Source organism: Nonomuraea sp. H19 (assembly GCF_052068215.1).
GTDB lineage: Bacteria > Actinomycetota > Actinomycetes > Streptosporangiales > Streptosporangiaceae > Nonomuraea.
The window spans coordinates 1-19,528 of sequence record NZ_JBQHCV010000004.1; the positions used below are offsets into that span (position 1 = coordinate 1).

The following is a 19,528-nucleotide window of genomic DNA, read 5'->3' on the forward strand; positions in this document are numbered from 1 at the left end:
GCAACCGTCCGGGCTTCCACGCGGAAATCCCCCTCACCGATCGCTCAGCCGTTGACGTACGGGGCGAGCGCCACGGCGAGGAGGCCACCCATGAGCCCGAGGTTCTTGAGGAACTGGATGCGGTTGGCCTTGCGTACCTGAGGATCGGTGTCGGCCCAGAACGCATGACCGGCGAGCGTCGTCGGGATCAGTGAGATCACCAGGCCGACTGCCGCGGCCTGCCAGAGCAGGCCGATGGCGACGCCGATGCCGCCCGCGACCATCGCGGCGCCATTGAATCGGACGGCGATCTCCGGGCGGGGGATGCGGAGCTTGGCCGCCATCGCGACACGCGCGCCGGGCGCGGCGATGGCCTCGTAGCCGAGCCAGATGAAGGGCAGGCCGATGGCGACGCAGGCAAGCCGAAAAGCAATGTCCATGGCTGGACTCCTGAAGGGGTGAAGGAGCGGGGATTTAGTGAGTCACGCGGACCGAGTTCCGGAGCGCGTTGAGCACGTGCCGGATCATCTGGCCCGAAGTGTTGGCCTTGAGGAAGCTCGAGATGCCGCCGTAGGTGAGTTCGAGGACGATCCCGCCGAGGTCGAGTGCGCTGATGCCCGGCTCGTGGCCGGGGAGGAGCTTGCTCTGCAGGAGCGCGCCGGCCTGTTCCCACTGACTCACGAAGAGTTGACGGTGCCGATCGCTCAGGGTGCCGTCGCGCTGCGCACGGCGCAGGAACTCGATGGCGATGATGCCCCACTTCTGCTCGCTTGCACGGGAGTCGCACCACCGGGCGACGACCTCGATCACCTCGTCAGGATCCGTGACCTCGCGGAGCAGTTCGGAGAGCTCCTCGACGTCGTGGCCGGCATTCCCTTCGAGCAGCTCCAGCAGGATCTCCTCTTTCGAGGAGAAGTTGGAATAGAAAGCTCCCTTCGAGAAGCCGGCCTCCTCGGCAATGCGTTCGACCGAGGCGCCGTCATAGCCGTCGCGCGCGACGACATCCAGCGCCGAGAGAAGAAGCTTCTCCCGCGTGAGTGCCTGCTTCTGCTCTCGCGTCAGCCGAGCCATTGATACTCCACATCCGTTCGGTTGTTCTTGTATTGCGCGCGGGTGTACCGCTGCTCCTTCCCCGGAGGAAGGTTATTGCGGCAACCGCTCCTGCCGCCCGCCCGGGCTCACAGCGTAAGGCCGCGCGCGCAGCTCGATTCAGCCGGCGATGCCGGCCTTGGAGACATCGATGGCGGAGTCGCGCGCCACCCAGCTCTTACCGTCGAACTCGTGCAGCTGGTACTGGTGAACCAGCCGGCCGTCCTTTTCGCCGGTGAGCGAGGCCTGATCGATCAGCAGGGGGTTCTCCTCCTGGGAGAGCGAGTCCCACGCGGAGAGGAAGCCGTCGCTGCTGATCTCCTCTGCCGAGCGGAGGGCCGAGACGATGGCCGCCGCCAGCCCGTAGCCGGTGAGGGTGAAGGTCTGTCCGGCGTCCGCGGACGGCGCGTACTTGGCCATGTCGGCCCGGTACTGGGCCAGCGCCTTGTCGTCGCTCAGGGCGGGGTTCTGGGGATCCTTGAACCACTGGTAGGAGAGAGCTCCGACGACGTTCTCCGCGCCGGCGGGTTTGACCGTGCTGGCGAAGTCGGCGTACGGGCTGCCGATGAAGATCGTCGGCTTGTACTTGATCTGGCCCATGTGAGACAGCAGCGCGCCGATGGTCGGCGGGCCGTGGGTCACGACCAGCACGTTGACGCCTGCGGCCTTGAGCTCTGTCACCTGGGACGACAGGTCCCCCTGGCCCGGCGGGATCCGTATGGCTTTCACAGGGGTGATGCCGGCCGCTGCGAGCCCGGCGAGCTGGCTCTCGGCGAAGGCGTTGTTGAACCCCAGGAAACCGACGACGGCCTTGGGGATGTTCTTGGCGATGTACCGCCCCTGGAGTTCGCCCTCCCAGGCGATGTCCGGCACGAAGGCGCGCGTGTAGGGGAAGTTCTGGACGTCGCTCAGCTCCTTCTCGCCGCCCTGCACGATCTGGGCGACGTGCGCCGCGTTGAGCGGCGGCCGCGCGGCGACGGAGATCCCGCCGAAGTTGATGACGATCGTCGCCTTGTCGCGCTCGGCGAACTGCCTGTTGTTGGAAACCATCCGGGCAGGGTCGAAGGCATCGTCGACCACCTTGAAGTCGACCTTTCGCCCGCCGATGCCTCCGGCGGTGTTCACGGCGTCGAAGTACGCCTTGGCCCCGGAGGCCGAGGCGCCCGCGGACACCAGAGGACCGCTGAGCGGGTAGCTGGCCCGGATGACGATGTCGCCGCTGCCGTCCGCGGTGCCCGGAGAGGACGCAGCGCGCCCGGAGCATCCCGCCAGAACGACCGCCAACGCCGCCATGGCCACGGCCATGACCTTCTTACTTCTGTAGCGCACCATGGGAAACCTCTCGTTCGGGGCCCACGTGGGGTCGGACATCTACTTGTTGAGGGCTGCGTCGTCGGCACGGCCCGTACGGGCTGCGCGCACGGGAGGCGCGTCACCCCGGGGCCCGGTGGCGCGATGTGCCAGGCGCGAAAGGTCACCGACGAGGCCGGACGGCGCGATGATGAGGGTCAGGATGAGGCCGCAGGCGTAGACGAGCTGGGACCAGTTGCCCGCGGACTCGGCACCGACGATGCTCTCGGCGAACTTGGGGAGATAGATCACGATCGCCGCGCCGACGAGGGCGCCGGCCCAGGTCCTGCTGCCGCCGACGACGCTCGCCGCGAGCAGCGCGATCGAGAAAGACACGAGATAGCTGTCCGGCACGGCGATCGCCGCGATGAGCGCGTAGAACGCGCCCCCCATCCCGGCGACCGCCGCGCTGACGGCGAATGCCACGAGCTTCGTGCGGTTGACGTTGACCCCGTTCGCGGCTGCCAGGAGTGCGCTCGTCCGGACGGCCGCGAAGGCTCGGCCGAGCCGGCCGGTGACCAGGTTGCGCAGCACGAGGAGGATCAGGGCCAGTGCGACGAGGCACACGAGGAAACCGAACTGCGCCTCGGTCAGTCCGCTCCAGGCCGGGGGTTCGATCGGGGAGCGCGCCATGAAGATGCCGAAGGTCCCGCCCGTGATCGGCTTGAGCCGGATGAGGAGCAGTGGGAAGATCGCCGCTACGGCGATCGTGAGCAGCCCGAGGTTGGCCCCGCCCATGGTGAGGCCGAGGACGCCGAGCAGCAGGCCGAAAACCAGGCACACGGCGCCGCCGACGAGGACCGCGCACCACCACGGCCATCCGTACGTGGCCACGAGAATGATGGCGGCGTAACCGCCCAGCCCGAAGACGGCGCCGTGGCCGACGCTGATCTGGCCGGAATGCCCCAGCAGGAGGTTCAGCCCGGCGACCGCAATCGCGATGGCGAGCATGCGCGTGAGGTCCAGCAGGTCGTAGTCGGAGACGACGAAGGGGACGACGACGCCGGTCACGAGTGCGGCGGCCCAGCCGATGGGGACGGCCCAGCGCAGGCGCGTGTTCATACCCTCACCGTCCTGGTCCTGCCGAAGAGCCCCGCCGGCCGCAGCATCACGACGAGGGCGGTGAGGGCGAAGGGAGCGATGATGGCGAGATCCCTGTCCAGTCCGGGCACGTACCGGCTGGCCAGGTTGTCGGCGATGCCGATCAGGACGCCCCCGACGACCGACCCCACGCGGCTGGACAGCCCGCCGAGCGTGCCGGCGGCCAGCGCCAGAAGGAGGGGGAAGGTCATCATCCCCGGAGAGAGTGTGAGGACCGGCGCGGCCACGACCGCGGCGAACGCGCCGACCGCGGCGGCGACGGCCCACCCCACCATGAGCCACAGGCCTTGGTGCTGGCCCAGGAGTGTCGCCGAGGCGGGATTCTGTGCCACCGCGCGAAGCCGCAATCCGACACTGGTCCGGTTGAACAGCAGCGCCGTCGCGGCCATGACGGCGAGCAGCGTGATCAGCGACCCGACCTGCTGCACCGTCATGTGCAGCCCCGCGAACTCGATCAGCCCGCTTCCGAACGGGCTGGGGAAGGTCCGCGGGTCGGTCGTCCAGATGATCGACATGAGCGCGTTCAGGCCGAGGAGCAGGGCGACGCTGAGCGTGAGCAGGGGGAGTTCGCCGGCGCCCTCCAGGCGCCGGACCAGTACTCTCTCGATGAGCGCCCCACCGCCCGCGGACAGAGCCACGGTGAGGGGAAGCGCCGCCCAGAACCCCACGCCTGCTTGGGTCAGGACCAATGTCACGTATGCCGACAGGGTGGCCATCTCCCCCTGGGAGAAGTTGAGCATTCCCGTGCCTTGGAAGACGACGCTCAGCGCGAGTGCGAGCATGCCGTACACGAGCCCTGAGCTCAGTCCGTCCAGCAACTGTTGGAGCAGTTCGGTCATTTCTCGTCCCTTTCCGGACCGCCGGCCGCTTCTCCCAGGTAGGCGCGCCTGATCACGTCGCCGTCGCGGAAATCCGCCGTGGGGCCGGCGGCGGCGACGCGGCCGCCCGCCAGGACGACGGCGCGGTCGGCGACGCGCAAGGAAAGCCGTGCGTTCTGCTCGGCGATCAGCAGCGATGTCGACCACTCACCCCTGATCCTGGCCAGGGCCTCGAAGAGCTGCTGGGTCACCATGGGCGCCAGGCCCAGTGACGGCTCGTCGATGAGCAGCAACTGAGGGCGCGCCATCAGCGCACGTCCGATCGCGAGCATCTGCTGCTGTCCGCCCGACAGGAGCCCGGCGGCACGCCGTCGCATGTCCGCCAGTACCGGGAACGTGGCGTAGACCTGGGCGAAGTCCTCGCGCGCGCTCGACCGCCGTCCCTTCGGACGGGCCAGGCTGCCGAGTCGCAGATTTTCCTCCACAGTGAGGTCGGCGAAGGTGCCTCGGCCTTCGGGCACGTGTCCGACGCCGGCGCGGGCGGTGCGTGCGCCGCTCCAGCCGGCGATGCTCACCCCGGTGAGGGTGATCTCGCCACGCGTCGGCACCACCCGGGAGATGGCCCGCAGCAGCGTCGTCTTGCCGGCTCCGTTGGGCCCCAGGAGCACGACGATCTCGCCCGGAGCGATGCTGAAGTCGATCCCGTGAAGGACCTCGACCGAGCCGTACCGCGCGACGAGCTGCCGGGTCTCGAGCAGTCCTGTGCTCACGGTGCCTCCTTCGGCGGCACCGTGAGCGAAAGTGCTGCTGTGCTCATGGTTCGCTCGCTCACGCCTCCACCTCCGACCACTCGTCGCCGAGGTAGGCGGCGACGACCTGCGGATCGGCCGCCACCTCCGCGGGCGGCCCGGCGACCAGAAGACGTCCTGCGTCGAGGACGACCACGTGGCGCGACACCCGCATCACGAGGCCGACGTCGTGCTCGACGAGGACGCACGTCGTCCCGGCAGCCGCCGCGAACACCTCGACGTCGTCGAGCAGCTCGGAGGCCTCGTCCGCACCGAGTCCCGCGGCCGGCTCATCGAGCAGCAGCAGCCGGGGCTCGGCGAGCAGGGCCCTGGCGACCTCGACCCGTCGCCGGTCGCCGTGCGCCAGGCTGACGACGCGGCGCACGTCCGCTCGCGCGAGACCGAGGTGCGACAGCAGTTCGGCTGCCCGCGCACGCATCGAGGTCTCGTCCGACCTCACGGCGGGTAGCCGCAGCATCGATCCGATCACCCCCCCGCGCACCTTCGGGTGCGCACCCAGCAGGACGTTGTCGAGGGCGGTGAGGTCCGGCACGAGCAGCGGTGTCTGGAAGGTGCGTGCGATGCCGAGCGCTGCGCGCCGGTCGGCGCGCAGCCGGCTCAGGTCATGACCTTCGAGCTCGACCGTGCCCTCATGGCGGACGACCCCGCTGATGCAGTTCAGGAGCGTGGTCTTGCCTGCTCCGTTCGGCCCGATCACCGCGGAGACACCGCCCGCGGGGATCGAGAAAGAGACGTCGCGGAGTGCTTGGACCCCCCGGAAGCTGACTCCCAGGGCGCCGACGCGCAACGCGATGTTGGGTGGTGGGTCGGTCATCGTCGGCACCGTCCTTGTCCGTGCGAGGTCGCCGGTCACGGCGAGCACCGGTGGTGCTCGCCGTCCATCGACTCGTCGGCCTTCGCGTCCTCGACGTGGACGACGTCCTCGATCGACGCGACCTCACGGACCATCGGGTCCGAGGGGGCGAGCACGTCGAGGGCGGTGTCGTTCACTGAATCTCACCTCTTCGTGTGACGGGACGGTCCGGGGCGAGTCCGGGGTAACGGGGGCTGTGCTCCGTGGCGCCAGGGCGGCTCTGCTCACGGCTCTGTGAAATCCCCCACAGAATCTGGATTCCGGACGGTATCTGTTGCCGGTGACGGATGTCAACAAGTTCATCGCGACGAAACACGCGTTGCCGTGCGGCGGCCGCCGGGACGTCTCCGGAGTTCTCGGCGGTGCGGGCTCATGGCCTCGACGAAGTGGCGTCGATGCAGGTCGGCTGGGGCCTTGACGTCTGGCAGTGCCGGGCTCCCGCGCGAGCTGCATGGGGTATTGACACCGCAAGCCACGTTACATACCTTGCAGTATCCAAAGTCCAGCCGGTTTCTCAGTGGGCCGCCGTGCGGCTCCCCGCGACGGATCGCGACCGCCGACTGAATCCGACCTTCCCGTCAAGACTGAATCGAGGAAGATGACATGTCTGTATCGGAGCTGACGGGCGAGAACCTGTTCCGGGATCCCTACCCGGTGTATGCCCGCTTGCGGGAGGAATCGCCGGTGGCCTTCTTCGAGGGCACCAAGGAATTCCTCGTCACGCGTTTCGAGGACTGTCGCACGGTGGGTTCGAACGATCGGGTGTTCGGCCCGTCCGGCAGCCCCGACCGGCCGGAGGCGCGCGTCATGGGCATGCCGAACGTGCTGAGCATGAGCGGTGACGAGCACCTTTTGCTGCGCGCGGGCATCGACGACAACCTGACCCAGGAGGCGGTCCGCGGTTACGTGGAAGCACTGACGCGCCCGGTCGTGCGGGACTACCTCACCCGGTTGAAGCCCCGGGGCGCGGCGAATCTCACCGCCGACCTCTTCGAGCCGATCTCGGTCCGCTGCATCGGGAACGTCATAGGCCTCAGGGACACCACGAACGAAACCCTGGTCGAGTGGTTCCACGCGATGGCGGCGGGCCTGCAGAACGTGAGTGACGACCAGGCCGTATGGGATCGGCTCGACCGAGCTCTGGCCGAGATCGAGGCGCAACTGGGGGTGCTCTACGAACGGGCGCTCGCCACGCCGGACCACACCCTGATGAGCCATGTGATGCGCGGTGGTATGCCCGAGGGGCAGGTGCGCAGCCTCGACGAGATCCTGCCCACGATGAAGGTGATCATCCTGGGTGGCCTCCAGGAGCCCGGCCACGCCGCCGCGAACGCTTGCGCGGGCCTGCTGCTGAACCCCGACCAGGCGAAGGTGGTCGCCGCCGACCCGGCGGAGCACGCGCTCCGCGCGTTCGACGAGGGCCTGCGCTGGATCGCCCCCATCGGGGTCACGCCACGGGTCGCCGCCGAGGACGTCGTCGTGGCCGGCACGACCATCCCGGCCGGAGCCTCGGTCGCCATCGTCATGGCCTCGGCGAACCGGGACGAGAACCGCTTCGAGAACCCCGACGCGTTCGACATGCACCGCAAGAAGCGGCCGCACCTGTCCTTCGGCTTCCGGCCGCATTTCTGCTCGGGTCACGCCCTCTCGCGGGCCATGGGTCAGATCGCGCTCGAGGAGGTCTTCCAGCAGCTGCCGAACCTGCGGCTGGACGACACGCGCGAGGTGCGGGCCAAGGGCTGGCGTTTCCGCGGCGTCACGGAGATTCCGGCGACATGGGAGGCATGAGCAACCTGGCCATCGACTGCCATGGCCATTTCACGACCGAACCCCCGGAGTTCCACGCCTTCCGCAAGGCGCAGATCGCCTTCGCCGAAGGGCGATCGCAGGAACGCCCCGCCTACTCCGGGACCGACGACGACGAGCTGCGGCGGATCGTCGCGCAGAACCAGCTCCGGGTGCAGCAGGAACGGGGCTCGGACCTGACGATCCTGTCGCCGCGCGCATCGGGCATGGGCCATCATGTCCCGGGGCAGGACATCGCCACGGAGTGGGCCCGCCTGTCGAACGACACGGTCCGGCGCATCTGCGAGCTCTTCCCGCGCAACTTCGCCGCCGTGTGCCAGTTGCCCCAGACGATCGACGGGGATCTGGAGCCCGTGCTCGCAGAGCTGGAGCGCTGCGTGGGCCACGGCTTCATCGGGTGCAATCTCAACCCGGACCCCTCGGGCGGGCACTGGTCGGCACCGCCGCTCTACGACCGTTGGTGGGATCCGCTGTGGGAGACCCTGACCCGGCTGGACGTACCGGCCATGATCCATGTCTCCGGCTCCTGCGAACGCGCCCTGCACACGACGGGGGCGCACTACATCGCCGCCGATACCGCAGTCTTCATGCAGTTGGTCGAGGGTGACCTCTTCGAGCGGCATCCCGCACTACGGCTGATCATCCCGCACGGCGGCGGTGCGGCTCCGTACCACTGGGGGCGATACCGGGGCCTGTCGATCATGCTGGGCAAGCCCCCGCTGTCCGAGCACCTGATGCACAACCTGTTCTTCGACACCTGTGTCTACCACCAGGCGGGCATGGATGCCCTCTTCACGGTGATCGACCCCAAGAACCTGATCTTCGGGTCCGAGCTTCTCGGCGCGGTGCGCGCCGTGGACCCGGAGACGGGGCACCCCTTCGACGACACCAAGCGCTACATCGACGCGCTCGGCCTGGACGACGAGACGCGTCACGCCGTCCTCGAGGGCAATGCGCGACGCGCCTACCCGAGGCTCGATGCGCTTCTCACGGCACAAGGGCGCTGATCAGGCGCTCGTCTTCTGGACCATTGGAGGTTCCATCGATGCCTGCTGACCTGACACGAGTACGTTTTGCCGGCGGCGCCCAAGGCTTCAACTGGCTCCCGGTCTTCGTCGCGGAGGACCAGGGGTTGTTCGCGAAGTACGGACTGGCGATCGAGTATCTGCGGCTGGGCTCGGTCGACAAGGCCACCTCGGCCGTGCGGGACGGCGCAGCCGATCTGGCGATCACACCGCCGGAGGGTGCGGTCTTCGACTTCGTCTCCGGCGGCGATCTGCGCATCATCGCGGCCAACTCGCTCCGCCTTCCGATGTCGCTCGTCGCACGGCCCGGGATCGGCGGCATCGCCGAGTTGCGGGGGAAACGGATCGGCACGTCATCCCTCACGGAGGGGACGGCCATCTACACGCAGATGATGCTTCAGCCGGAGGGCCTGTCGTACCCCGGTGACTACGACTTCGGCCTCGCCGGTGTGCACACGGCCCGGTGGGACGCACTGCAGAAGGGCGAGATCGACTGCGCTCCTCAGCCGGCACCCTGGAACTTCCTGGCCGAACGGCAGGGGTACCGCCTCATCGGCGAGGTGAACGACGTACTCCCGGAGATCATCTTCGCGGCGGTCATAGCCGATGCCGGCTGGACGTCGCGGAACCGGGACACCGTCACCAAGCTGGTGGCCGCACTGGCCGACGCCCACGACATCGTGAACGATCCGGCCCACGACGCCGTCACGCTGCCGATCTACCAGCGGCTCACGACGCCCGGCGACCCGGTCCTGGCCGCGAAGGGTCTGTCCTACACGCGGGACATGGGCATGTGGCCGAAGAATCTCGAGGTCCCCCCGACGGCCCTGGAAGCCACCGTGGATGCCATGATCCGCGCCAGGCTGCTCACGCCGGAACAGCGCGCCGAGGCGACAGGCGTCCTCGACCCGAGCTTCGTACCGGTGGGTTGAGCCATGGCACACGTGGTGAAGACGATCGCGCGCACCGATGCGGCGATCTGTGACGGGTTCGCCGCAGTCGGCGTGGCGACCGTTCACGAGGCGCAGGGCCGGACGGGACTTCTCGGCCCGCGACTGCGCCCGCGCCAATCCGGGACGACCGTCGCAGGGACGGCTCTGACCTGCGAGGTGCCGCCGGGGGACAACTGGATGATCCATGTCGCGCTCGAGCAGGCGCAAACGGGCGACATCCTGGTCGTGACCCCGACCTCCCCCTGCGACGACGGCTACTTCGGTGATCTCCTCGCCACGTCGGCGATGTCCAGAGGCATCCGCGGGCTCGTGATCGACGCCGGGGTGCGCGACGTCGCGCAGTTGCGCGCGATGGGTTTCCCCGTCTGGAGCAAGACCGTCAGCGCCCAGGGGACCGTCAAGGAGACGCTCGCCGACGTGCAGGTCCCCATCGTCTGCGCGGGCGCCTCGATCACTCCGGGGGACGTGATCGTCGCGGACGACGACGGTGTCTGCGTGGTGCCGCGAGGCACCGCGGCCGCGGTGCTCGAGACGGCACGCCGGCGCGCGGCGACGGAGGAGAAGAAACGTCAGCTCTACGCATCCGGCCGGCTCAGCCTCGACGTCAACGAGATGCGGGGCCGGTTGCAGGAGAAGGGACTGATCTATGAGTAGGTTCACGCGGCCGGACGTCCCGCGGCGTGTGGTCACCGGCACCAGGGACGGAAAGTCCGTCGTCGTCAGCGACGGTCCGGTCCCGAACGCGCACCACTACACCTCGATCCCCGGCATGATGACCTCGGTCCTCTACGCGACCGCGGCGACTCCGCCGTTGCCGCAGGACGACGGCGAGTGCGCGCCCGCAGGACTCGTGGTGCCGCCGGCACCGGGCGAGACCCGCCTCATGATCGTCACCTTTCCGCCGGACTCGTCGATGGCGCGCCCGCAGTTCGACCCGGCCGCCGCGGATGCGGAGCAGCGGGAGTTCATCCCCGGTCTGGCCGAGCGGTTCGAGGCTGACGCGCCGGGGTTTCACCGCATGGAGACGGTCGACTACGACATCGTCCTCGACGGGGAGATCTGGCTGGAGCTGGACGACGGGGCCACGACGCATCTGCGGACCGGCGACGTGGCGATCCAGTGCGGTACCCGGCACGCGTGGCGGAACAAGACAGACCGGACCGCGACGATGTGCTTCGTCCTGATCGGCGCGGCGCCACGATGACACCGGAACACTCCACCATCGAGCGCTTCGACTGCCTCGTCGTCGGCGCCGGGCACGCGGGCGCCGAGACCGCGATCGCCCTTCGGCAGGCGGGGTTCGAGGGACGTATCGGCCTGCTCGGGGACGAGCCGGTGCCGCCCTATGAGCGTCCTGCCCTCTCGAAGGAGTACCTGGCCGGCAAGAAGGACTTCGAGCAACTGCTGCTGCGTCCCCCGGAGTTCTGGACGGAGCACGTGGTGACGCTGCGCCTCGGCCGGCGGGTCGAAGCCGTCGACCCCGAGGCCCGCACGGTCACGTGTGACGACCACACCACGATCGGCTACGGCGTGCTGGTGTGGGCCGCGGGAGGCCGTCCGCGCGCGGTGACGTGCCCCGGGAACGACCTGGACGGCGTCCGCACGCTGCGCAACAAGGCGGACTGCGACCGGCTCATCGCCGTCCTGCCGCAGAGCCATCACTTCGCGGTGATCGGCGGCGGCTATGTCGGCCTCGAGGCCGCGGCGGTGCTCCGCGAACTCGGCAAGGAGGTCACGATCATCGAAACGCTGGACCGGGTCCTCGCCCGTGTCGCCGCGGAACCGGTGTCCCGCTTCTTCGAGGCCGAGCACCGATCCCGCGGCGTGGACCTGCGCCTCGGCGCCGGCGTCGCCGAGATCCTGGGCCGCGACGGGGCGGTGAGCGGCGTGCGCCTCACGGACGACACGGTGATCCGGGCCGATCAGGTCATCGTGGGGATCGGCATCGAGCCGGCGATCCAGCCGCTCCTGCGTGCGGGAGCGGAGGCGGCGTCCGGCGGGACCGGCGTCCTGGTCGACGACCTCTGCCGTACGACGCTCGCGGACGTGTACTGCGTCGGCGACTGCGCGGTGATGAGGAGCGGGCCCGGCGTCCGCATCGAGTCACGGCAGAACGCCTCGGAACAGGCTCACACGGCAGGCAAGGCGATCAGCGGGCTCCCCAAGCCGTTGCGTCTTGTCCCGTGGTTCTGGTCGCACCAGTACGACCTGCGCCTCCAGACCATCGGCCTGAGCCTCGGGCACGACCTGACAGTCCTCCGCAGCGGCCCCAGAGGACGAAGCTTTTCCCTCTTTTATCTGAAGAACGGCGCGGTCATCGCGCTGGACTGCATCAACGCGACCCGGGACTACGTACAGGGGCGCAGGCTCGTGGAAACCGGCGCGCGCATCGACCCTGCACTTCTGGCCGATGCGCGGACGCCACTGAAGGAGATCGCCGCGGCGGCGGCCTGATCCGCTGCGCCGATCACAGTCTCTTTGCCAGGAGGAGGAACGAACCATGCACTTCACTGTCACGACACGAGATGGTGTGGCCCACGCGGTGGAAGGCCGCGAGGGCATGTCGCTGATGCAGAACATTCGCAACGCCGGGATCGAGGAGTTGCAGGCGATCTGTGGGGGAAGCCTCTCTTGCGCGACGTGCCACGTCTACGTCGACGCTCTGCCCGACGGCGCCGAGCTCCCACCTGCGTCGCGGGACGAAGGGGATCTTCTCGATGCGTCCGACCATTTCGCGGTCAACTCCCGCCTGGCCTGCCAGTTGATCTTCGGTCCCCAGCTCGACCGCGTGCGCGTGACGATCGCGCCCGAGGACTGACGAACGCTGCGGCGACATTCCGCTTCAAGAAAGGCATGATGGTGCAACTGATGCGCGCCGCGCGGCTGCATGCGGTCGGCGACAAAATGATGATCGAGGACGTGGAACGCCCGACTGCCACCGGCACGGACGTCGTGGTCGCGGTGAGGGGCTGTGGAATGGTCCCCAACCTGGCCAACGTGCTCGCGAACTGGGAGTCCTGGTACCCCCAGATGCCGCTCCCACCGCGTCCGGCGATCTTCGGGCTGGATCCCGTCGGCATCGTGCACGAGGTCGGGGAACTCGTCGTCAACGTCAAGCCGGGAGACCGGGTCTACGTGAATCCGGGTCGCTCGTGCGGCGCCTGTCATGCCTGCACGTCCGGCACCCCGCAGAAATGCGACTTCTGGACGTTGAACGGCTACTTCGGCTACAACGACAACAGCCTCGAGATGTTCAGGCGTTATCCGCACGGAGGCTTTTGCGAATACATGCGTGCCCCGCAGAACGCCCTCGTCAAGCTCCCCGGCAACATCGAGTTCCGGCAGGCCACCCGCATGGGTTACCTCGGAACGTCCTTTGCCGCGGTCAAGAAGCTGGGACCCCTGGCGGGCAAGTCGCTGATCATCAACGGTGCGACGGGAACCCTCGGGGTCGGCGTCACCCTCGTGGCCCTGGCGCTCGGCGTCTCACGTATCCATGCCGTGGCGCGCGGGACCCGGTTGCTGGAGCGACTGCGGGCACTCGCCCCCGACCGGGTCGAGACGTTCTCGAACGTCGAAGGCAGCACCGCGGCCTGGGTGAAGTCGTCGACCGCCGGCCAGGGCGCGGACTACATGATCGATACGCTCGGTGCCGTCGCCTCACTCGACTCCTTCAAGGACGCGATGTACGGCGTGAGGCGTGGTGGCCGCATCGTCAACATCGGGGGGACGGCCGGTGAGCTCGGCGTCGACGTGAAGTGGTGGATGGATGAACAGATGGAGCTGATCGGCTCGGTCTGGTTCACCACCGCCGAAGGAATGGAACTGGCCGAGATGATCCGTCACGGGGTGATCGACATCTCGGTGCTGCAGCCCAAGAGCTGGCCACTGGACGAGATCAACGAGGCGATCTCCGGTGTCGCCAGTGGCGACGGCGGCTTCACCAGCTACCTCGTCGAGATCTGATCGCCATCACCACAACACCCCGCGCCTGGGAGTCGCTTCCCATCCGCGGTGTTCAGCCATGAGAAAGAGATCGATCCCATGACGTACGAAGTCCAAGCCGTCGTCGCCCGCGCCAAGGGCGAGCCGGTGTCCATCGAAACCATCCTGGTGCCCGACCCGGGACCGGGCGAAGCGGTGGTGAACGTTCAGGCGTGCGGGGTCTGCCACACCGACCTGCACTACCGGGAAGGCGGGATCAACGACGAATTCCCGTTCCTGCTCGGCCACGAGGCGGCGGGCGTCGTCGAGGCGGTCGGCGAGGGCGTCACTGACGTGCTTCCCGGTGACTTCGTGATCCTGAACTGGCGCGCGGTGTGCGGCCAGTGCCGCGCCTGCCTACGCGGCCGACCCTGGTACTGCTTCAACACCCACAATGCCAAGCAGAAGATGACACTCAAGGACGGCACCGAGCTGTCGCCCGCGCTGGGCATCGGGGCGTTCGCGGAGAAGACGCTGGTGGCGGCCGGGCAGTGCACCAAAGTGTCGGCAAAGGCGCCCGCCCAGGTGGCGGGCCTGCTGGGCTGCGGCGTGATGGCCGGGATCGGCGCGGCCATCAACACCGGCGGGGTGACCCGAGGCGACAGCGTGGCCGTGATCGGCTGCGGCGGCGTCGGCGACGCCGCGATCCTGGGAGCGTCGCTGGCCGGAGCCGCAAAGATCATCGCAGTGGACGTGGACGATCAGAAGCTCGCCTGGGCGCGAAACTTCGGCGCCACCCATATCGTCAACTCCCGCACGGTAGATCCCGTCGAGGCGATCCGCGACCTGACCGGCAGCCACGGTGCGGACGTGGTCATCGAGGCGGTCGGCCGCGCGGAGACGTACGAGCAGGCGTTCTACGCCCGCGACCTGGCCGGGACCGTCGTCCTGGTGGGGGTGCCGACGCCCGAGACGCGGATCGAGCTGCCGCTGCTGGACGTGTTCGGCCGCGGCGGTTCGCTGAAATCGTCCTGGTACGGCGACTGCCTGCCCAGCCGCGACTTCCCCATGATGATCGACCTGTTCCTGCGGCACCGCCTGCCGCTGGACAAGTTCGTCACCGAGACCATCGCGCTGGACCAGGTCGAGGAGGCATTCGCCAAGATGCGCCACGGCGAGGTGCTCCGCTCGGTGGTGACTCTCTGAATGATCGGCCACACCGTCACCTCCGGCACCTTCACCTTGGACGGTGAGACGTTCGACGTCGACAACAACGTCTGGGTGCTCGGCGACGACATCGAATGCGTGGTGTTCGACGCCCCGCACGACACCGAGGCCATCATGAAACTGGTCGGGGACAGGCGGGTGCTCGCCGTGCTGGCCACCCATGCCCACGACGACCACATCCGGTACGCCCCCGAACTGGCCGACCTGACCGGCGCGCCGATCCTCCTCCATCCCGCCGACCTGCCCCTGTGGCGACTCACCCACCCCGGACGCGAGCCCGACGGCGAACTGGCCGACGAGTAGATCATCGAGGTGGCGGGCATGGGAGTGCGGGTGCTGCACACACCGGGCCACGCTCCCGGCGCCTGCTGCTTCCACGTACCCGACCTCGGTGCCGTCTTCACCGGGGACACCCTCTATCAGGGTGGGCCGGGTGGCAGTCGCGAGTAATGAGTTCTTTTCTCTTTGTTAGTTTCCAACCAGTAACTTCCCGGGCTTTGCTAGAAGAGACCAATTGTTTTGAGTCCTTGTTGAATGAAGAGGTCTCCGGGGGCGCACCTCACCGCCGTTGGCGCTTGTCCATCATCAGGTTCAAGAGACACGACCGGAGCGTGACTGCCGTCTGAGACACCTTTCAGGAGGCCGTCATGGCGCGCTCTCGTATCGTCTTTTCGCTCTCACTGGTCGCGGCCATCGCTCTGGTGGCGCTGGTGCTCGGAGTGGTGGGAGGCCGGGCGACGAGTTCATCCGGACAGGCTGCGGGCGGCGGCTCGGGCGGGGCGGCGAGCGGCAAGAAGATCGATGTGATCATCAAGGCGAGCGACTCCTCGTTCTGGCAGACGATGATCGCTGGGGCGAAGCAGTCGGGCGAGGATTTCGGCCTCGACGTGAGCACCTTCGGCCCGACGTCCGAGACGAACATCGACCAGCAGGTGCAACTGGTGGAGAACTCCATCTCCCGGGGCGTTGACGGGCTGGTCATCGCACCCAACTCCTCCAGCGCCCTGAACTCGGCGATCGACCGGGCGCGCAAGGCGGGTCTCAAGGTCATCACCGTGGACAGCCGCGTGACCACCGCCTCGGAGGGGTTCATCGGCACCGACAACGTCAAGGCCGGGATGCAGGCAGGCAAGCGCATGTGCGAGCTGCTCAAGGCGCAGAACAAGACGAGCGGCAGTGTCATGATCGAGTCTTCCGTGGCCGGCATCCAGTCACTCGTCGATCGGGACGCCGGCTTCAAGCAGGGCATCGCGAACAACTGTCCACAGGTCAAGGTGGCGCTGCAGCGCTACAACAACAACGACATCAACACCGCGGCGTCGCAGGTCAACGATGCGCTGACCGCCAACCCGAACCTGGCGGGGGTGTTCGCGGACAACAACACCTCAGGTGTCGGCGCGGCTCGGGCGATCCAGGACAACCACGCCACCGCGACCGTCCCCGTCGTGGCGTTCGACTCCGACGCGCAGGAGAACGCCGCGCTGGCCGCCGGCACCATCGACGCGCTGGTGGTGCAGAACCCCTACTTCTTCGGCTACCAGGGTGTTCTGGCGGCCGGGATGGCCACGGTCAAGCGCATCCCACCACGTGACATCGATCCCGGGGCGGTCGTGGTCGACAAGAAGAACATGACAGAGCCCGATGTGAAGCAGCTTCTGAACCCGCCGACGATGAAGGCGGAATGATGGTCCAGCCCGTCGTCGAACTGCATGGCGTCTCCAAGGCCTTCGGCCCCGTCCAGGCGCTCAGCGACGTCTCGCTCCACCTGCTCCCCGGCCAGGTGAACTGCCTCGCCGGGGAGAACGGCGCGGGGAAGTCGACCCTGATCCGCGTGCTGACGGGTGCGTTGCGCCGGGACAGCGGCAGCTACGAGATCGACGGCCGGCCGGTCCCCGCGCCGACCCCGGCATCGGTGCGCGCGGCCGGCGTCCAGGCCGTCTACCAGGAGCTCAGCCTGCTGCCCCACCTGTCGGTCGCGGAGAACCTGTTCATGGGCCGCCTCCCGGCGCGCACCGGGATCATCGCCAAGAGCCGGCTGCAGGCCCGCGCCAGGAAGGCCCTTGACGAGGTCGGCCTGACGGATCTCAGCCCGCAGGCGATAGTGGAACGGCTCCCGGCGGCCACGCGCCAGCTCGTGGAGATCGCCAAGGTGCTGACTGCGGACTCCGTCAAGGTGATCGTCTTCGACGAGCCGACCACGGCGCTCACCGAGGCGGAGTCGGAGCGGCTTCTCCAGCACATCCTGCGGCTGCGCGAGCGCGGTATAGCGATGCTCTACGTGACCCACCGGCTTGAGGAGATGTTCGAGATCGGCGACTGGGTGACCGTCCTGCGGGACGGGGGTCTGTCCGAGGCCGGGCCGATCAGCGACTACGACGAGGACCGACTGATCACCGCGATGGTCGGCCGGGAGGTCAGCTCTCTCTATCCGGAGACCCACCGGCACGCAGGAACGCCCGCGCTGCGTGTCCGGGGGCTGCGCCGGTTCGACCGCTCGCCGAGCATCGACCTCCACGTCGGGGCGGGGGAGATCCTCGGCATCGGAGGGCTGCTGGGGGCGGGACGGAGCGGTTTGCTGCTGTCCATCTTCGGCGCCGCTCCCATCGTGGCCGGTCAGCTGGAGGTCGGGGGCAAGCCGGTGAAACCGTCCGGACCGCGCACGATGATGAACGCCGGGGTAGGGCTCCTCACCGAGGACCGCAAGGTGCTGGGACTGTTGCCTGAGCTGTCGATCCGGGAGAACGTCACCATCGCGAGCCTGCGCAGCGGCTCTCGCCGTGGTCTCCTGCCCGGCCGCGAACAGGCCGAGGAGGCGGACCGGCTGCTCGACAGCCTGCGGCTGCGTGCCGGTTCCTACGACCAGCCGGTGTCGACGCTGTCCGGCGGCAACCAGCAGAAGGTGCTGCTCGCCCGGTGGCTGCTCACCAAGCCGAAGGTACTGATGTTCGACGAGCCCACGAAGGGCATCGACGTCGGGGCCAAGGGCGAGCTCTACACCGTCATCGGTGACCTGGCGGCGAGCGGGCTGGGGATCATCGTGGTCTCGTCGTACCTCCCGGAGCTGCTGGGGCTCGCCGATCGCATCCTCGTGCTGCGCGACGGGGCGGTCGCGGGAGAGCTTCCCGGATCCGCCACAGAGGAGGACGTGCTCCGCCTGGCGAGCGGTAGCGGGGGCGCCGAGCTCCCGGCCGCCGAAGACGAGCGTCCGGACGACGCCCCATCGCTCCCGGGCGAGGTCTCGGCTCCTCGGCGCGCGATTCCACCGACGCCGGACGACCCAGGAGGGGGAAGCCGAGATGCCTAAGCTGATCTGGCGCGAGCCCATCGAGACCACGACGATCACTCACAGGCCGCCCGGCGGCGAAACAGGCGAGGCGGCGGCACCGGAGACGGTGCCGAAGCCCAGGCAGGTGCCCGAGCCGAGGCGACGGGTCATCACGCTGGGGGACATCGCTGGACGGGAGAGCGGCGGGCTCGTCGTGCTGCTCGTGGCGATCGGCGCCCTCACGCTCGCCAGCGACGAGTTCCTCACCGGCAACAACCTGTCCAACCTCGCCCGTCAGGTGGCCATCTTCGCGATCATCGCGGTCGGCCAGCTCCTGGTCATCCTGACAGCCGGGATCGACCTGTCGGTGGGGTCGATCCTCGGCCTGTCAGGCGCCTCCACCGCGCAGTTCCTGGTCGCAGGCATGCCGATCCTGCCGTCGATTCTGCTCGGAGTGGGGATCGGCACCGGGCTCGGGGTCGTCAACGGCCTGTTGGTGACCCGGGCCCTGCTGCCGCCGTTCATCGCGACCCTGGGCATGCTCGGCATCGCCCGCGGAATGGTCCTGGTCAGCACCGACGCCCAGACCATTCAAGGCGTACCGGACGCATTCCAGGTCATCGCGAACGGCACGATCCTGGGAATCCCCAACCTCCTCATCATCGCCGCCGTGGTCACCGCCGCGATGTGGTTCGTGCTCACCCGGACCGTCTTCGGCCGCTACATCTACGCCGTCGGCTCGAACCCGGAGTCTGCCCGCCTCGCGGGCGTCCCCGTCCGCATGGTGACGATCTCGGTCTACATGATCTCGGGCCTGCTCGCCGGTCTCGGCGGGGTGCTGCTCGCCTCCCGCCTGGGAGCAGGCATCCCCACCGCCGGCACCGGCTTCGAGCTCAGCGCGATCGCCGCCTGCGTCATCGGCGGCGCCAGCCTCTTCGGCGCGAAGGGCAGCGCGATCGGCGCCGCCACCGGAGCGCTGATCATGGGCGTACTCAACAACGGCGGCAACCTCCTGGCGATCAACGCCTTCTACCTCCAGATCGCCATCGGCGTGCTCATCCTCGTCGCGGTCGGATTCGACCAGCTGAACACCAGGCGGTCGGCGGCAAGCGGCGGTTGACACAGGCGTCCCATCCGCGGCCGCGGTGCTGTCACGTGCTGAAGATCCGCCGGGCGGCAACCTGCGAACAGCGCGGTCTCACGGGGCCAATGCTGCAGCCTTGGGCGGGACGCTTATCGTGACAGGGTGATGGACGCCTGGCGGACGAAGGCCTCGTCAGCGGTTGCTGACGCGTTTGGGCTGGGTCCCGTGATGGGTGATCTTGAACC

Annotated in this window: 20 protein-coding genes and 1 pseudogene; 13 read left to right on the top strand and 8 right to left on the bottom strand. The window is 68.4% G+C overall.

The features are described from left to right. Nucleotides 1-44 precede the first annotated feature (44 nt). The 8 genes from ACTMTI_RS09270 to ACTMTI_RS09305 all read right to left on the bottom strand — a co-directional run bounded on the left by ACTMTI_RS09270 (nucleotide 45) and on the right by ACTMTI_RS09305 (nucleotide 6,136). Nucleotides 45-419 carry a DoxX family protein gene (locus tag ACTMTI_RS09270; RefSeq protein WP_441119563.1) on the bottom strand — a complete coding sequence of 125 codons (375 nt, stop codon included), beginning with the start codon at nucleotides 417-419 and terminating at the stop codon, nucleotides 45-47. A 34-nt stretch (nucleotides 420-453) separates the two neighbouring features. Continuing rightward, nucleotides 454-1,050 carry a TetR/AcrR family transcriptional regulator gene (locus ACTMTI_RS09275; RefSeq protein WP_441119565.1) on the bottom strand — a complete coding sequence of 199 codons (597 nt, stop codon included), beginning with the start codon at nucleotides 1,048-1,050 and terminating at the stop codon, nucleotides 454-456. A 138-nt stretch (nucleotides 1,051-1,188) separates the two neighbouring features. Then, complete coding sequence (locus ACTMTI_RS09280; RefSeq protein ID WP_441119567.1) at nucleotides 1,189-2,400, bottom strand: ABC transporter substrate-binding protein; 1,212 nt, start codon at nucleotides 2,398-2,400, stop codon at nucleotides 1,189-1,191. 39 nt (nucleotides 2,401-2,439) lie between these two features. Then, nucleotides 2,440-3,480 carry a branched-chain amino acid ABC transporter permease gene (locus ACTMTI_RS09285; protein ID WP_441119569.1) on the bottom strand — a complete coding sequence of 347 codons (1,041 nt, stop codon included), beginning with the start codon at nucleotides 3,478-3,480 and terminating at the stop codon, nucleotides 2,440-2,442. Beyond that, nucleotides 3,477-4,358: a branched-chain amino acid ABC transporter permease gene (locus ACTMTI_RS09290; protein WP_441119571.1), complete on the bottom strand. Its 882-nt coding sequence runs from the start codon at nucleotides 4,356-4,358 to the stop codon at nucleotides 3,477-3,479. The genes ACTMTI_RS09285 and ACTMTI_RS09290 overlap by 4 nt, the downstream gene beginning before the upstream one ends. Then, nucleotides 4,355-5,107, bottom strand: a complete 753-nt coding sequence (locus ACTMTI_RS09295; protein WP_441119573.1) for an ABC transporter ATP-binding protein — start codon at nucleotides 5,105-5,107, stop codon at nucleotides 4,355-4,357. The genes ACTMTI_RS09290 and ACTMTI_RS09295 overlap by 4 nt, the downstream gene beginning before the upstream one ends. A gap of 58 nt (nucleotides 5,108-5,165) precedes the next feature. Then, nucleotides 5,166-5,960: an ABC transporter ATP-binding protein gene (locus tag ACTMTI_RS09300; protein ID WP_441119575.1), complete on the bottom strand. Its 795-nt coding sequence runs from the start codon at nucleotides 5,958-5,960 to the stop codon at nucleotides 5,166-5,168. A 35-nt stretch (nucleotides 5,961-5,995) separates the two neighbouring features. Continuing rightward, nucleotides 5,996-6,136, bottom strand: coding sequence for a hypothetical protein (locus tag ACTMTI_RS09305; RefSeq protein ID WP_441119576.1), 141 nt, complete (start codon nucleotides 6,134-6,136; stop codon nucleotides 5,996-5,998). A 466-nt stretch (nucleotides 6,137-6,602) separates the two neighbouring features. Here ACTMTI_RS09305 and ACTMTI_RS09310 point away from each other — a divergent pair, with 466 nt between their 5' ends. From ACTMTI_RS09310 to ACTMTI_RS09370, 13 genes and pseudogenes are all read left to right on the top strand, one after another. Then, a complete protein-coding gene (locus ACTMTI_RS09310) occupies nucleotides 6,603-7,787 on the top strand; it encodes a cytochrome P450 (protein ID WP_441119577.1) in 1,185 nt (394 codons plus the stop codon). After that, nucleotides 7,784-8,812, top strand: coding sequence for an amidohydrolase family protein (locus tag ACTMTI_RS09315; RefSeq protein WP_441119578.1), 1,029 nt, complete (start codon nucleotides 7,784-7,786; stop codon nucleotides 8,810-8,812). The genes ACTMTI_RS09310 and ACTMTI_RS09315 overlap by 4 nt, the downstream gene beginning before the upstream one ends. Nucleotides 8,813-8,850: 38 nt before the next feature. Beyond that, nucleotides 8,851-9,762: an ABC transporter substrate-binding protein gene (locus ACTMTI_RS09320; protein ID WP_441119579.1), complete on the top strand. Its 912-nt coding sequence runs from the start codon at nucleotides 8,851-8,853 to the stop codon at nucleotides 9,760-9,762. A 3-nt stretch (nucleotides 9,763-9,765) separates the two neighbouring features. Continuing rightward, entirely contained in the window at nucleotides 9,766-10,437 is a 672-nt protein-coding gene (locus ACTMTI_RS09325; RefSeq protein ID WP_441119581.1) for a 4-carboxy-4-hydroxy-2-oxoadipate aldolase/oxaloacetate decarboxylase, read from the top strand. Beyond that, complete coding sequence (locus ACTMTI_RS09330) at nucleotides 10,430-10,987, top strand: cupin domain-containing protein (protein ID WP_441119582.1); 558 nt, start codon at nucleotides 10,430-10,432, stop codon at nucleotides 10,985-10,987. The genes ACTMTI_RS09325 and ACTMTI_RS09330 overlap by 8 nt, the downstream gene beginning before the upstream one ends. Then, nucleotides 10,984-12,237 (top strand): NAD(P)/FAD-dependent oxidoreductase, encoded by a 1,254-nt coding sequence (locus tag ACTMTI_RS09335; RefSeq protein WP_441119583.1) that lies wholly within the window; start codon nucleotides 10,984-10,986, stop codon nucleotides 12,235-12,237. Before ACTMTI_RS09330 ends, ACTMTI_RS09335 begins: the two co-directional genes overlap by 4 nt. Before the next feature lie 46 nt (nucleotides 12,238-12,283). Next, nucleotides 12,284-12,601: a 2Fe-2S iron-sulfur cluster-binding protein gene (locus ACTMTI_RS09340; protein WP_441119584.1), complete on the top strand. Its 318-nt coding sequence runs from the start codon at nucleotides 12,284-12,286 to the stop codon at nucleotides 12,599-12,601. A 35-nt stretch (nucleotides 12,602-12,636) separates the two neighbouring features. Next, nucleotides 12,637-13,749, top strand: coding sequence for an alcohol dehydrogenase catalytic domain-containing protein (locus ACTMTI_RS09345; RefSeq protein WP_441119586.1), 1,113 nt, complete (start codon nucleotides 12,637-12,639; stop codon nucleotides 13,747-13,749). Between the two features lie 78 nt (nucleotides 13,750-13,827). Continuing rightward, nucleotides 13,828-14,913, top strand: coding sequence for an S-(hydroxymethyl)mycothiol dehydrogenase (locus ACTMTI_RS09350; protein ID WP_441119588.1), 1,086 nt, complete (start codon nucleotides 13,828-13,830; stop codon nucleotides 14,911-14,913). After that, nucleotides 14,914-15,384 (top strand): annotated as a pseudogene (locus tag ACTMTI_RS09355) (MBL fold metallo-hydrolase). A gap of 197 nt (nucleotides 15,385-15,581) precedes the next feature. Beyond that, on the top strand, nucleotides 15,582-16,619 hold the full coding sequence (locus tag ACTMTI_RS09360; protein ID WP_441119589.1) for an ABC transporter substrate-binding protein: 1,038 nt from the start codon (nucleotides 15,582-15,584) through the stop codon (nucleotides 16,617-16,619). Beyond that, nucleotides 16,616-18,238 (top strand): sugar ABC transporter ATP-binding protein, encoded by a 1,623-nt coding sequence (locus ACTMTI_RS09365; RefSeq protein ID WP_441119591.1) that lies wholly within the window; start codon nucleotides 16,616-16,618, stop codon nucleotides 18,236-18,238. Before ACTMTI_RS09360 ends, ACTMTI_RS09365 begins: the two co-directional genes overlap by 4 nt. Continuing rightward, nucleotides 18,231-19,319, top strand: coding sequence for an ABC transporter permease (locus ACTMTI_RS09370; protein ID WP_441119593.1), 1,089 nt, complete (start codon nucleotides 18,231-18,233; stop codon nucleotides 19,317-19,319). Before ACTMTI_RS09365 ends, ACTMTI_RS09370 begins: the two co-directional genes overlap by 8 nt. Nucleotides 19,320-19,528 lie beyond the last annotated feature (209 nt).